Source organism: Paenibacillus sp. yr247 (assembly GCF_900103825.1).
Classification (GTDB): domain Bacteria; phylum Bacillota; class Bacilli; order Paenibacillales; family NBRC-103111; genus Paenibacillus_E.
This window is the reverse complement of sequence record NZ_FNIF01000012.1, coordinates 58,715-73,367: the sequence shown is the minus strand read 5'-3', so window position 1 is coordinate 73,367 and position 14,653 is coordinate 58,715. Positions and strand designations below refer to the sequence as shown.

13 protein-coding genes are annotated in these 14,653 nt (G+C 43.6%); 2 read left to right on the top strand and 11 right to left on the bottom strand.

Annotated elements, in window-relative coordinates; all coding sequences use genetic code 11:
* Nucleotides 1–395: 395 nt before the first annotated feature.
* The 6 genes from BLT91_RS19185 to BLT91_RS19160 form a co-directional block, all read right to left on the bottom strand.
* Nucleotides 396–1,685: an ABC transporter substrate-binding protein gene (locus BLT91_RS19185; RefSeq protein ID WP_090823843.1), complete on the bottom strand. Its 1,290-nt coding sequence runs from the start codon at nucleotides 1,683–1,685 to the stop codon at nucleotides 396–398.
* 39 nt (nucleotides 1,686–1,724) lie between these two features.
* Entirely contained in the window at nucleotides 1,725–3,290 is a 1,566-nt protein-coding gene (locus tag BLT91_RS19180) for a response regulator (RefSeq protein ID WP_090823840.1), read from the bottom strand.
* A complete protein-coding gene (locus tag BLT91_RS19175) occupies nucleotides 3,287–5,038 on the bottom strand; it encodes a sensor histidine kinase (protein ID WP_175532397.1) in 1,752 nt (583 codons plus the stop codon). The genes BLT91_RS19180 and BLT91_RS19175 overlap by 4 nt, the downstream gene beginning before the upstream one ends.
* A 250-nt stretch (nucleotides 5,039–5,288) precedes the next feature.
* Complete coding sequence (locus BLT91_RS19170; RefSeq protein ID WP_090823929.1) at nucleotides 5,289–6,053, bottom strand: carbohydrate ABC transporter permease; 765 nt, start codon at nucleotides 6,051–6,053, stop codon at nucleotides 5,289–5,291.
* Nucleotides 6,054–6,130: 77 nt separating this feature from the next.
* Nucleotides 6,131–7,087, bottom strand: a complete 957-nt coding sequence (locus BLT91_RS19165; RefSeq protein ID WP_217635248.1) for a carbohydrate ABC transporter permease — start codon at nucleotides 7,085–7,087, stop codon at nucleotides 6,131–6,133.
* Between the two features lie 91 nt (nucleotides 7,088–7,178).
* Nucleotides 7,179–8,513, bottom strand: coding sequence for an ABC transporter substrate-binding protein (locus tag BLT91_RS19160; protein ID WP_090823835.1), 1,335 nt, complete (start codon nucleotides 8,511–8,513; stop codon nucleotides 7,179–7,181).
* A gap of 376 nt (nucleotides 8,514–8,889) precedes the next feature.
* On the opposite strand from BLT91_RS19160, the gene BLT91_RS32345 reads away from it, so the two are divergent.
* Nucleotides 8,890–9,030, top strand: a complete 141-nt coding sequence (locus BLT91_RS32345) for a hypothetical protein (protein WP_217635247.1) — start codon at nucleotides 8,890–8,892, stop codon at nucleotides 9,028–9,030.
* 8 nt (nucleotides 9,031–9,038) lie between these two features.
* Here the strand turns inward: BLT91_RS32345 and BLT91_RS19155 are convergent, their stop codons facing one another.
* The 5 genes from BLT91_RS19155 to BLT91_RS31760 form a co-directional block, all read right to left on the bottom strand.
* Nucleotides 9,039–10,307: a nickel pincer cofactor-dependent isomerase, group 22 gene (locus BLT91_RS19155; RefSeq protein ID WP_090823833.1), complete on the bottom strand. Its 1,269-nt coding sequence runs from the start codon at nucleotides 10,305–10,307 to the stop codon at nucleotides 9,039–9,041.
* A gap of 68 nt (nucleotides 10,308–10,375) precedes the next feature.
* Nucleotides 10,376–11,662 carry an MFS transporter gene (locus BLT91_RS19150; RefSeq protein WP_090823831.1) on the bottom strand — a complete coding sequence of 429 codons (1,287 nt, stop codon included), beginning with the start codon at nucleotides 11,660–11,662 and terminating at the stop codon, nucleotides 10,376–10,378.
* 30 nt (nucleotides 11,663–11,692) lie between these two features.
* Nucleotides 11,693–12,874: a glycerate kinase gene (locus BLT91_RS19145; protein WP_090823925.1), complete on the bottom strand. Its 1,182-nt coding sequence runs from the start codon at nucleotides 12,872–12,874 to the stop codon at nucleotides 11,693–11,695.
* 170 nt (nucleotides 12,875–13,044) lie between these two features.
* Nucleotides 13,045–13,206 carry a sugar diacid recognition domain-containing protein gene (locus BLT91_RS19140; protein WP_090823829.1) on the bottom strand — a complete coding sequence of 54 codons (162 nt, stop codon included), beginning with the start codon at nucleotides 13,204–13,206 and terminating at the stop codon, nucleotides 13,045–13,047.
* On the bottom strand, nucleotides 13,140–13,319 hold the full coding sequence (locus tag BLT91_RS31760; protein ID WP_175532388.1) for a hypothetical protein: 180 nt from the start codon (nucleotides 13,317–13,319) through the stop codon (nucleotides 13,140–13,142). Before BLT91_RS31760 ends, BLT91_RS19140 begins: the two co-directional genes overlap by 67 nt.
* 194 nt (nucleotides 13,320–13,513) lie before the next feature.
* Here BLT91_RS31760 and BLT91_RS19135 point away from each other — a divergent pair, with 194 nt between their 5' ends.
* Nucleotides 13,514–14,647, top strand: a complete 1,134-nt coding sequence (locus tag BLT91_RS19135; protein WP_090823827.1) for a CdaR family transcriptional regulator — start codon at nucleotides 13,514–13,516, stop codon at nucleotides 14,645–14,647.
* The last annotated feature ends 6 nt before the right edge of the window (nucleotides 14,648–14,653 follow it).

Here is a 14,653-nt window from a genome sequence, read left to right as displayed (position 1 = left end):
TCCAATAAAATAAAGGAGCCAACAAGGCATTCGACTGGATCGATGACATGTTGGCTTATTTGAATAACTTTTCGTATACATTCTATTTTTTTTAAGAGCGTCTTTCTAACATGACGGCAAGTTCTTTGCGAGTTTTGATCTTAGTCACACAATTAGCTCTTCTTCCGATCACTACTATCAGTTATTCCAGGATTAAACTCATTTTCATGACAACGGAAACAATAATAGCTTGTACCTACTCTATGGGCACCCAATATATCGATGTCATCACCTAAGCAACTTACACATGTCACAAATACCGTAAGCTCCGGGTTCTCCTGCCTCTTGTTTAACGCCTGAATATTTTTTATCATAACTGATTTCAGACTCACTACCACGGGAAGAAGCAGTACTAATTAATTCGTCAAATGGGTGTTCCAAATTTTCTGTACCTCATTTAAAGCCTGTTCTTTCTTTATTTGACCACTTACGTATTTTTGGAGCGCCTTCGCAAACTCTTGGTTCGCGCCGGACGGCCACAAGGTGTGAGCCCAAGGTAGTGTTTGGTTTTTCTCCACGTAGGCGGTCAGATCGGCCGCCAAAGGTCCCAGATCTGACGTCGTCTTCATATCGGTGAATGCTGGAATCAGCTTGAAGGAATCCACAAGATACTTCTGGCCATTTTGATGCAGCCAGATCAGGAAATTCTTGGCCTCATCCAAGTGCTTGGAATTTTTGTTGAGTACATAATAGCCTGGTACTCCGACTGGCATTTTCGTTTCAGCAGCGTTATCGTTGAGCGGGATGGCGAACATTCCCATCTTGATATTCGGGTTGATTTTCATAATGGAATCGATCGTCCATACTCCCTGCTGCATCATGGCCGTTTTGCCGGTCGAGAAGTCGGATACCTGGTTATCGTAGCTCACGCCGACGGACTCCGCTCCTTTGCCGTATTTCATGGTCATGTCCAGAACATCGAAAAAACCGTTCATGTTGGCGATATCGCTAACTTTCATTTGTCCATGGATGAGTTTCTCGGTGGAAACTGCTGGATCTTTCTCCATGGCGAACGGCAGATTAAACAGGTGCTGTCCGAGAATCCACCATTCTTTGTAGCCCTCGGTGAAGGACGGTATGCCCGACGCCTTCAGTTTTTCGTTTAACTGCTTAAACTCCGTCAGCGTTGTCGGTACCTTCTCGATGCCAGCTTTGGCGAAGAGATCTTTATTATAAATGAAACCGTAGCCCTCAATAGCAATCGGGAAGCCAAGCTTCTTGCCGCCGACTGTCATACCCGGTACCGCGACAGGGGATACCTTGCACATCCAGGGCTCACCAGACAGGTCGGCCAGCCTGCCGGACCAAGCGGTAATGTGGGTGAAGGCTTTCCCCATGAAGATGTCCGGTTCATCTTTGGAAGCGAAACGGGCTATGAGAATCGTATCGTAGTCCATGGTTACATGCGTTTCGATGACGACGTTCGGATATTGCTTCATGTAGTCGTCCGCCATCGCCTTCACTTTATCGCTGATTTCCGCTTTGAACTGCAGAAGCTTAAGGGTCACCTTCTCCCTACTGCCTGCTTTAGCCGTGCTATTCGGAGAAACGGCGGCGTTCTTCGGCGCTTCATGTCCCCCTGCACAGCCAACTACAAGGTTCAGAAGCAATAAGGTAGCACTGATCGTGAAAAGCAACTTTTTCATATGTGATTATCACCATAGGATCGGAATGGATTTTATTTTCTATGAATTACGATGCTGCCTCCTGTACTGTAGAGGGGGAACGTTTTGTTGTTTCTTGAATACTTTACCAAAGTAATTTTCGTCGTCATAGCCGATTGAATTCGCGATTTCAGAAACCGACTTGTCCGTAAACCGGAGAAGAGATTTGGCCTTATCCAACCGAATCTCAGTTAAATAAGTCATCACTGTGGTATTGTAAAGCTCCTTGAACTTCTTGGCGATATACTGCGGGCTGAAATGGAATCGTTCTGACAGACTCGATAGAGACAGATCATCTTGAAAATGCTGTTCGATATACTCTCGGATCGCTTCCATGCCGCGGTTCCCAGAGCCTTCTCGCCCTTGTTCCTCCATGAGTGCCCACCAATGACGGATAAGGATCCTTTCCCATTCGTTCAAATCGCTGATCCACAGCGGCATCCAAAGATCGGACGCCTCCTTGTCGGAATGGTGAAGCCGGATGGCCCGCTCTAAGAGGAGATTGGCCTCGATCGTATATGCTTGCAAATCTTTCAGTCGAAGTTCGCCTCTTGACCGGAGGCTTTGAACAAAGGAACGGATAATCTCGGCCGCATAAGTCTTGTTGCCGTTATCAAGCGCGGTTTGGAGCAGAAACTGCTGATCCGTCAACCGTGGAAGCTGTACTGAGGTAGGTTGCCTTTGGGAAGCCTTCAATATGTCGGATTTCAACAACGCGGAACGAGCTTCTGTAATGGCAAGGGGCATTCCCTCGATATCGGTCTCTGTTTGGCTTAACCCGACCAACGTTTCAAGGCCCAATGTCTCCAGCCATGCTTTGGCCATCTTCTCTATGCTCTTGCGGTGTTCCACGGCGGTTTGTAAATCTCCGGACAAGGACGCAAGCAGAATCCACTGATAGTCGTCAAGCCTGCATAAGTAGTGAGCCCCATCGCTACTTAGCGTTTCATGAGTAATATTATTGATGGCAAAAATGAATAGCTCCCCATCGCCCCGAAAACGCCGGCACACGAGATCCAAACGGTTACATGGTAAGATGAGCGCAATCCAGAATCGTTCCGCAGGAAGCCCGATCTTATACTGCAGTCCGCGTAACCCCACATGAAATGCGGATTCTCCCTTAAAATAAGCAGACAGCTTTTGCTCATCAACCAAAGCATCGGCCCGTTGGATTCGGTAGGCGGTTTCCCGTCCTTCCACTAGGTTCACTTCCCGGTCTTTCCAAGCCTTTACCGCCTGCTCAAGAACTTGTTCAAGATTCCTTTTGGAAAAGGGTTTGAGCAAATAATCAAGCCCGTTCGCCCGAATCACCGCCCGCGTATATTGATAATCGTCATACCCGCTGACTACAATGACCTGTGTATCCCAGCCTTCCTCCCGAAGCAGCCGCAAGAGCTCTGTACCATCCATCCCGGGCATGCTCATGTCACAGAACATGACCGCTGGCTTATGAATCCGTATTAACTCAAGAGCTTGTCGTCCGTCCTCCGCCTGTAGACGCACAGTTATTCCGAACTTGTTCCAATCGATGGCTAAATCAATTCCTTCTCGAACATGCTCTTCATCATCCACAATTAAAACTTTCAAGTCAGATCTCCTCCTTCATCGTCAGTTTTAATCGGAATACGCAGTGTAATGACTGTGATCTCATAAGGGCTGCTGGTGATGTCCCATTTGAAATCCGTTCCGTAATATAAATTTAAACGATACAGCACATTGAGGAGACCGATTCCTCCTTCGTCCGATCCATGAAACTGGCGGTTCTCGTAACTCTTTTGAATCCACGCCAGTATCTCCGGCTCGACACCTTTACCGTTATCCATAACCCGAATATAAAGGCTTCGGTCGAGCTCAATGCTGATGTGCAGCGTTCCCGTTCCCCGACCCTTTTCTATGCCGTGGATGATGCTGTTTTCCACCAATGGCTGCAGGATCATCTTCGGCACACGGATATACAGAGCCTCACCCGGGCAGGAAAGGGTGTAAGAGAGTTTGTGTTTGAATCTACCCGTTTGAAGGGACAAATAATGCTCGATATGCTCAATTTCGTTTTTCAGGGGTACGATTTCCGACTTCAAATCCATGCTGTATCTCATGATTGCACCAAGTTCGGCGATTTTGTCAGATATCTCGTCGGCGCGGTGACGTAGGGCCATGGTTCCAATTGATTGCAGGGTATTGAATAAAAAATGTGGATTGATTTGCGCCTGCAGCATCTTGAGACGTGCAGTCGAAAGCTCCAGCCTGCTCCGATATTCACGGTTAATCAAGTCGTCCAGTTTGCCAACCATGGTTTGGAAACGCTGTTCCAATACACCGATTTCGTCTAAACGCCCGGAAGTTTGACTCACGCGGAAGTTCCCGTTCTCCAACTGCACGATGCTTTGCAACAATCTCTTGATCGGAAAGATGGTCCGATAGGATAAGATGGAGGCGAATATGATAACAAAAAAGAGGGCGATAAACTGAAAAACCACCATAAAGTTCAATGTACGGTTAGCGGCCTCGTTTATGGATAAAGAGGGCACAAATTTCACAAGAGTCAACGGCAAATCCTGATACCGGTCCTTTACGTATACGAACACTCCTTTCCGTCCGTCAAGTTTCCCATGGACGTAACCGCGGCCATCCCAATGTTCCGGTTCCGACTCCGGTCCGTCAAACTCCACGGCTAGTTCCGGGCGGGATACATACAGCAGATTGAATTGCTTTTGAATATGTAGAAACACCGCTTCACCCGCCTCGGTATCGGACAACGGGCGAATTAATTTCGAGATTTCAGATGGTTCCACAAAAAGGGAAACGAGTCCGAGAACGTCAGTACTCGGATAATCAACAAGAGGTTTATGCAAGGCCAACATTCGTTCTTTCCCAAGCATCAATACTTCATACTCTCGGGTTACATCCCAATCCTTTCCCTCTTGCTTGGGAATTCCCGGAAGCGGCTTTTGTAGCGAAATCTCCAACAACGCTGAATGCGATTTCATATATATTTGGCCGCTTGCAGTGCAAACGTAACGGACCGCTTTTAATTCGGAATAGTTGTTATATAAGGTAGAAATTTGATGAGTAATATAAAGCATTTGGTAAGGAGCCGTTTCCGGGGCCCGCAAATAACTCATAAGCGTTTGGTCGTAATAAAACGCATTCGAAAGTCGGTTAAGGTTCTCCAAGTAGCGTTTTATATTGTCCATACCGATATCCATTGTATTCTGATTGAGCGCGATGACATGACCTTCAACCGAATCCGAGGTGGTTTTGTATGAGATCAGATTCGAGAGTATAAAAGGAATAACTACAGCAATCAGCATGCCGACCAATAATTTGGCAAACAAACTCTTTTTTAATTTTTTAAAAACATCCGCGCCCCTCTCCAGGTGTTGTAACTCACTGAAATTTAATAACAAGACAAAAGATGTACCTCCTAAGTGTTCACCAAGAAAGTCTGTTTTCCTTCTAAGAATTAATAGAAATGAGGTTCACCGGAAGCTGCGACAAGAAAAATAGTGCATAAAGAATCCGTATTTATACGAGTTTTTTATGCACTCATCTATGTGTTGTAACCAGGGACATTCAGTTCCACGATTAGCCTTTTACTGCTCCTGACGTCAAACCTGAAATGATCCTTCTTTGAAATATGAGTACCATCACGATCAACGGCACCGTAACGATGACCGAGGCCGCAGAAAGATCCCCCCACGGAAGGTCGTGTTCCCCCGGAAACATAGCAATACCGACAGGAACCGTTCTCATAATGTCTTTGGACATGAACGAAAACGCAAACAAAAACTCGTTCCATGCACCGATAAAGACGAGAATTGCGGTTGTGAATACACCGGGAGCGGCTAAAGGAACGATAATCCTCCAAAACGCACCGAGACGAGAGGTACCGTCGATTCGAGCAGATTCCTCCAGTTCGGATGGGATATCTTTAAAGAAACTCGCCAGTATCCAGATGGTTAGCGGCAATCCATGCGTAGTATAAGGAAGTATCAAACCTTCGAATGTGTTGAGCAACCTGAAATCCCTTAACAAAATATAAAGCGGGCTAAGAATAGATATGGCTGGAAACATGGATACCGTCAACACAAGCATCAAGATGAAGTTTTTTCCTTTGAAATGAAGCCGCGCTACCGCATACGCACAAAGGGAACCGATTACGATGCTATACAGCGTGGTGGCTGTCGCCACAATCAAACTGTTTTCTAAATAAATGGTAAACGGGTGTTTAGTAAAGGTAGCGATATAACTACCGAAATAGATAGGTGAAGGAAACCAATCCGGCGGCATCTTATAAATCTGCTCCGGCGGTTTGAACGATGTGATGATTTGCCAGAAAAACGGAAACATGACTACGAGTACAAAAATCCAAACGGCAGCATAGAACAATGTAGTTTTAGTACGTTCAATAACCAATGGTCTTCCCCCTACATCTTTTTATCCATCTTGACTCCGAGAAATTTGATGTAAAAGAAGCTGATCAACAGCACACATAGAAACGTGATCACCGACAAGGCAGACCCTTTGCCAAAATCCAGATAACGCATAAGCGTGGTCTGCGCGTACATCGATAGTGTCTCCGTAGAGTTGGCGGGTCCTCCACCTGTCATGACAAACACAATGTCGAATACGCGGAATGCATCAAGAGTCCTGAACAACAGAGCCACAAGTACGGCCGGCTTGACCAACGGTATCGTAATTTTCACAAGTTGTTGAAAACGGGTTGCGCCGTCCACTTTGGCCGATTCGTAAATATCCGCCGGGATCACCTGCAATCCCGCTAATATCAATAAAGCCATAAAAGGCGTTGTTTTCCATACGTCCGTCACTATAATGGCCCAAAGAGCAGTTTCCTTGCTGCCAAGCCACGCAATGTAATGGTTGAGAATGCCGGCTTTCACAAAGAGATCGTTGATAACCCCCAACTGGTCATTAAACATAAATTTCCACATTAAGGCCGATACAACGGTTGGAATCGCCCACGGGACCAGAACGGACGCCCTGACGATTCCCCGACCGCGAAAGTTTCTGTTAATCAAAATAGCTATGGCAAATCCGAAAATCAATTCCATCAAAACCGAGAAAAATGTAAAGTAAAACGTGTTCCAAAGAGAAGCCCAAAATCTTGTATCGGTACTCAAAGTAACGTAATGCTGTAATCCGATAAACGGCTTTCCCAAATTTGGCATATTCAGTATTATTTCATGTAAACTGAGCCAAACGGTGCTCAAAATAGGATACAACGCAAACAAGCTAATGGTCATAATAGCGGGTGCCACCAGAGCGTAAGCCAATAATGACTCTTGCCTCTGACTGTTGAAAAACCGCTTTTTCTTCTTTAAAACAGTCGATTCCTCCATTGCGAGTGAAGCTTGAGCCTTCATGTCAAATACCTCCTACCGTAAAGCCGTTTGTTTTTTAATCCATTTTTAGTAGAAGGCGGCCCTGGGAAGGGGACCGCCCCAGTTACGAGTGCTATTTTTTGTACTTCGCCAATAAGTCGGAAATGTCTTTCTGCATATTTTTTATGGATTGCTCCGCCGGTTGGCCGCCTGTAATCGCTTTATGAGTTTGAATTTGAATCACGTCGGAAATTTGCGGATAAATCGGCGAAACTGGACGCGGTTTGGCGTTGATGAACACATCGTAAAGAGACTCGAAGTGCGGATTGGCCTTCAGCACATCGGCGTTTTTGAACGAATCTTTCCGAATCGGAATGCGTCCGCCGTTAATAGCCAAGAAATTTTGGGCTTCGTCCGAAGTCAGGTACTTCACTAATTTCACCGCAGCATCTTTCTTTTCTTTCGAAATATTGACGTTGATACCAAGGTTCCAGCCACCTAACGTCGCAGCCGGATTTTTCCCCGATGGCCCTACCGGCATTGGAACGACTCCGACCTTCCCTTTGACCTTGGAACCCTCATCTTGCGATTTTGCCCAAGCGTACGGCCAGTTTCTCATGAAAACGGCCTTGCCTTCCGTAAAGACGGTGCGTGCATCTTCTTCTATGTAAGTCGCGATTCCTTTAGGCACGAGATCGGATTGCGTCATGTTGGCAAAAAATTTCAATGCCTCCACGTTATTGGGCGAATCAATGACCGCTTTATTGTCCGCACCAAGAACGTCACCGCCATTCCCCCAGAAGTATTCCAAGATATTGCACACAAGCCCCTCGTACTGGTTGGCCTGATAGACGAACCCATACTCCGTTCCGCCTTTGCCTTTCAGCGATTTGGCAAGATTGTTCAGCTCATCGAACGTTTTCGGAGGTTTCAAACCGGCTTCGTCAAGAATATCTTTTCTGTAAAAGAGCATTCCCGCATCGGTATAGTATGGAATCCCGTAAATTTTTCCGTTCAGGGTGTTGCCTTGAACCGGACCCGGAAGGTATTTATCAAGTTCTTCCTTCGAAAAATACCCGTTCAGCGGCTCCAACCATTCGGAAGCCCCGAATTCTGGAGGCCAAATAATGTCGATGTTCATGACGTCGATGCTTGTATCCTTCGAAGAGAGTTTGGTCACGTAATCGTTGTGCTGAGCATCCGATTTTTGGGGCATCTCCATGATGTTGATTTTGATCCCCGGATTTTTCTCCTCGAACATTTTCACCAGCTTTGCATTAACCCCGGAGGCATCTTTACCGAACGACCAGGTCAGCGAAACTTCTTTTTGTTGCTGTGTCGGTTTGCCCGGATCATTGGTTTTGGCGCTGGGAACGGGCGTTACATCTGCTCTGGAACAAGCAGCCAATGATGTGGAAAACATGGATACAGCGAGAACAATTGAAAATGGTTTCAGTACTCTTTTCATATTTGACCTCCTGATTCATTTTTCATAGAATAAAACCTATGCGTTTAACAAATTGCTGGTTTTACTACTTCAGATAAACATCACCCCCTTATTAAATCCACTCCATTGAAAGCCTTTTCAAAAAAAACATACTGCTTGTCCTAGACCTTTACATGAAGTTTCCGGTTCACTTTTGGGGCGTCGTGTAATTAGCATCTTCTTCATTCCCGATCCCCTAAAATAAGTAATGCGCTTTCATGGTTCTATTGTATAGGTTTATAATTGAAACTTGCAGGTAATATAATCGCCTAAAGGAGGAATATTTAACCGAAATATACACAACCACGGCATCGGGCCGTTCCAAAGCTGGTAGCAACATTTGTAAAAAATTAAGCTTATGTCTGCTTATTTCAGACATAAGCTTATTCTTCTTGTTTTGACTTCATTGATTGTACTGCATATGGGAAAAGGTACGATGAGCAACACCGAGTTTCATAAAAATGTGTCTGCTTTATTGACTGAAGTACAACTTGCGTAACTTATTATTTAATGAGCAAAAACCGACTTATAAAAATATCCTTGCCCGTCAAACGTTATTTCCGTCGGTTCATCAACTAACTCAATATGAGTCAATTGCATTACTTCTGGCAACAGCACTTCTGAAACATAGAGGTATTCCAATTGAAGTGTATTAGGGATACGGATAATTCTCGCTTGGTTGGAAGCTACTCCCCAAGTTGCCCTTAAAGCAGCGGATAAAGCTTCTTTGTCGCTCTCCATAACAATCGGGATCATCGCACGATGAAGAAAAGTGCTCGTCACTACATTTTCGTTCATGATATGAAAATCGATTTTGTTAAAAAGTCGCGTGGTGGTTAGATCGGCAAGTCCGATCCCCAGCGCATTACCATGGGATTCCTCACTTAAATCGCTAGCTATTACGTATTTAATCCTCGGGCCTTTCGGTTCTTCGGTACCCAAAATTCGGATTCTTCCGATAATATTGGTATCCATTCCAGTACCACTGTAATTTTTCCCGATTTCATCCACAATCAGAACGTCAAGATCATCTACGGGAAGCTTTGGCATCAAAGAAGCCGAAACCTCAAGAAGTTCTCTTTCCCTGTAAGGGATGTTTTCGGTAGGTATTGCTTCAATGATTGCTGTTTGTTCAAAAGCGTTTTCCACGATAGCAACCCCACAAAGGATATTCACATTCTTCAGTACGACCCTTGCTACCTCAGGCATGATATCCCGAATCCCGTGAACTCCATAAGTATGGATAAGCAAGGCTTGCTTATGTTTACCCATCCCGATTGCCGCCATCTTCATCAAGCCACTCTCAATGCCGATCGGTGATTTAAAATCGGTATGCACCTTTACACGTCCTACCAATAGGACGGCATCTGCTTCCAGTGCGTTTTTATCTACATAAACAGGCATTCCCTGAGGCGTTTCCCCTATCTGACTAACTTCCATCGAAGAAACAATAGAAGCTTCACAAAACTTTTCAGTGATTCCCAAGCTGTGAAGCACGTCAATCTGTCCCTCTGCGGTTGCGCCCCCATGGCTACCCATGGTTGGAATAATAAAGGGGTCTGCCCCCCATTTCTTCAATGCTCGAACAACAGAGCGTATGATCAATGGAATATTGGCGATCCCCCGGCTTCCTGCAGTAATCGCGATTCTCATACCGGGAGTAATCCGTTCCTGTATCCCTAAAAGCATTAATTGCTCGAACACTTTTTTTTCAACATCCTCTACAACGGGACCCATAAATTTTTGTCTGACTTTTATTAACTTAGGAAATATCATTGTTACCTATCCTCCATGATCATTGTTATGTTTGCAATAGAATAAAATTAAACTGTAAAGACAGTATCCTAGGAGGATACCGTCTTTACAGGAAGATCTGACGCGTCATTTTTTGAGTTTGAAGCGATTTCTTGTTTCTTTAAGCGCAATCCGATGATGAAAGTAAACAGCGCAGCCATAACTAGTGATGATGCCAGGAAATAGAAACCTGCATGAAAACTGCCAGTGGAATCTTTCAAAACGCCAACCACTTTCGGACCGTAATACCCTCCTAAGTTTCCAATGGCATTCTGCAATCCAAGAGCAGCACCAACAATTCCAGCTGGCACAACTGCCGTCGGAATGGTCCACAACGGACCGTATGGTGCATAGACCCCTATAGCAGTAATCGAAAGAAGGATCATTTGTAGATACGGATCGCTTACAAATTGTCCTATTACCATGCTTACTGCCGCGATTAGCAAAGGGACGATAACGTGCTGCGTCCGGTTCATGCGACGATCCGACCAGAACGAATTCACAATCATGCCTACCAATGCAAAGGTAAACGGTATAGCTGTCAACCAACCCATTGTGCCTGGATCTTTTGTAAAGGTTTTCACGACGCTGGGTACCCAGAGCGTGTACCCGTAAAAACCAGTCATCCAGAAAAAGTACATCATCACTAGACCCCAAACGGTCTTATTTTTAAATGCAGCTCCGTATCCTTTAGATTTAACGCCTTTCTTTTGTTCTTCTATTAATTGAGTTTCTAAGTTCTTGCGCTCGGTTTCATCCATCCATTTAGCATCAGACGGCTTATCTTTGACCACAAACCACCATACAAAAGCCCAGATTAATGGAGGAATACCTTCAATTACAAGGACTGCATGCCAGCTGTAGTGGGCCAGCAGCACCCCCGATAACGGGGCCATCAACATGGCGGATACCGGAAGGCAAGCCATCCAGAAGGCATTCGCACGGGCTCTTTCCTTTAGCGTAAACCAGGAAGCCAGCATGACGAGAACGGCTGGCCAAACACCGCCTTCTGCAATACCAAGTATAAAACGGGCTAATTTCAGCTGCTGTTCGGTTTGCACAAAACCGCATGCGATCGCAGCAAGCCCCCATAAAATCATCAAGATGAAAATGACCTTACGCGCCGACCATTTGCTTGCCAATAACCCTCCTGGAATTTGAAGTAGCATATAACCAAAGAAGAAAATCCCGGCAATTTCTCCGGCGGCAGACGAAGATAAACTTAAATCCTTTTGAATGTACGGAAGTAATATACCCACATTAATACGATCCATATAAGCAAGCATATACATGATGAACGCAACCGGAATTATTCTAAGCCACTTTGAAGCACTCATAAATCAGTCACTCCTCTTATGATTTCAATTTTATTTCTGTAGTTTTATTGTTTCGTTTTTTTGATTTTTTTCTGTAACTGTTTTGTATGGAAAAAAAGTTCTAATAACTTGTTCAGCGCTTTGCGCCAGTAACTCCGGTGCTCTTTCTATCGCTTCTTGTAACGACATGGGGGCATTTATAATGCTATGAATACTTTGAATTCCATATTCATAGAGTACTTCTATTCCTCTCCCGATAGATCCACAAAGAACAAAAGTGGGGATTCCAAGCTTTTGAGCCTCTTGCGCGACTCCCATAGGTGTTTTCCCCGATGCAGTTTGGAAATCAATTTGTCCTTCCCCAGTAAAGACTACATCGGCTCCTTGCAAATGATCACGCAGCCTTGTATATTCAATGACGACATCAATCCCCCGTTTCATAGTTACTGGGAAGAACGCTTGGAACGCTCCACATGTTCCTCCTGCCGCACCCGCACCCGGCATGTCATGAAGTTGAATCCCCGTCTTAGCTTGAACCAGATCGGCCCAATGATGCATTTTTTTATCTAATATATCAATCATTTGTGGTGTTGCTCCTTTTTGAGGGCCAAAAACATGGGATGCGCCATTTGGACCAATTAAAGGATTTTGAACATCTGAAGCGATTAAAAAGATGGAATCGGCAATTCTTTTATCCCAATTGTTGTTATCAATGACAACGATTCGATCTAGTTCTCCTCCACCGAAACCAACTAATTCTCCCGAGGAATCATACAGCCGCATTCCAAGCGCTTGTAACATCCCAATTCCGCCATCATTTGTAGCGCTTCCACCAATTGCTAAAATAAAATTTCGATATCCATCATCCAGCGCTTTTTTGATGAGCTGCCCCGTTCCATATGTTGTTGTGACCATAGGATTTTTTAGATCTTGTGGAACTAAGCATAAGCCTGATGCACTAGCCATCTCAATGACACATGTTTTCCCATCGCCAAGCAAGCCATATTCAGCATCAATAGGGTTACTTAATGGGCCTTTTACTGTCACATTGACTTTCTTTCCTCCTGTCGTAGCTACGAGGCTATCCATTGTTCCTTCTCCCCCGTCTGCGATCGGTACCAAAACGGTTTCTGCATGAGGAATGTATTTTTTTATTCCTTTCTCTATGGAAAGTGCCGCCACCATGGCTGAGACGCTTCCTTTAAATGAATCCGGTGCGATTACAATTTTAATCACAACCACCGCCTTACTTTTTATTAAAAAGAAGATTTTAAGTTGTTCATCATGACCTCAATGGACTGAATACTTAATGTAATCGAACAAAGAGCTTGTAATTGTTCATTATAGATCTCTTTTCCCTCTTTAACCTTTTAGTAATAGCATTAAATATTTTATTAAACTCGTCAAGAATATTTCAGCGATATATCGCAGAAGCCACTTGTTTCGATCCAGCCGTAACGTTCAAAGGGACCTACTTCTTCAGGATCTCCGCTTATACCTAAAACACCGATCCGTTCTCCTTTGTATTCAATAGGTACATTATATCCTGCACGAACGCCTTCCATTTGCGATTACGGTTCATCATGTTTACATTTTGACCTGTTTCACCGGAAAGTATTTCGACAATTTGTCTTGCAATTTCTTCTGTTAGTACGTTTTTCTTTTGCTCATTCTTCATCTCATCATTTGTCCCCTACATAAGATATCAGCCTTCATTTCAAGAAATCGCTTTCAATCAACTTACAACTTATTATACATAGTGCATCATTATATATCTTCGTGTACAATAAATAAAAAATATTGTTTATATCCGAATTTTTATATGCAAAATAACCAACTTTATCTATGTTGTGAAAAAAGGAAGATAAGGATATGTTAACCCGTGAAATTGCTGAAGCTATAGTTAAAGAAACAATGACCCGTTTGAATCGAAATATTAATATCATGGACGATTCAGGAACCATTATTGCTTCCGGTGACTCTTCTCGAATCAAACAAGTACATGAAGGTGCCCTTGAAGTTATTAGAGAAGGCAAACCATTAATCATAACTAATAAGAATAAAAATCAATGGATAGGGAGTCTCCCCGGAATCAATCTGCCGATTGAATTCCAAAATAAAATCGTTGGTGTCATTGGCATAACAGGAGAGTCAAAAGAAGTTGAAGAATTTGGCGACCTTGTGAAGATGTTGACAGAATTGATGATTAAACAATCTTACCTTGCTTCACAATCGGAGTGGCAGCAACGGACAAAAGAGTTGATTATTGAAGAGTTAATTAAATCTGATCCTAAATTTGCAATTATCGATCAACGGCTGAATTTGCTTCATATCCAACTTCATCCTCCTTTTAGCGTATCTATCATTGAGATAAAGGAAAGAATGATTCAAAATCAAGTACTCGTAAAAAAAATAGAAGATATGATTAGTGAAGGCCAGTATCTTGTTGGCTTTCTTAATGTAAATAGACTGTTTATTCTCATATCCGGCCTTTCTGAAAATAAAACAAAAAAGAAAATAATATTCGTGAATGAAACGCTTCAAAGAATGGGAATCCAGTTTAAAATCGGATATGCTGCACAAGTTCATGAACAAAAAAACATCTCCATTGCCTACCAGGAATCAGATCTTGCTCTTTTAATTGGAGATGATGAGCAGCAGCTTATTCCCTACTCCGATATCGAAACCAAAGCGCTCGTCTTTCAATTGGATGAAGCCTTAAAACAAAGATATTTAAAGCGAATCTTCCCAAAAGCATCCGTTAAAGTTATACAGACATTGCAAACCTTTTTTGAATGTAATTTAAACATAACGGAAACTGCCAAAGCGTTATTTATTCATCGAAATACGCTTATCTATCGCTTAAAGAAAATTAAAGAAGAATCAGGATATGATCCACAAATTTTTAAAGATGCAGTTCCTTTACAGTTAGCGATTTGGATGAATCAAAAAGCGGAAAAAAAGCCATCAGTCCAAATCCAAAATAACTTTGATGATTTAAAGTAAATGAGG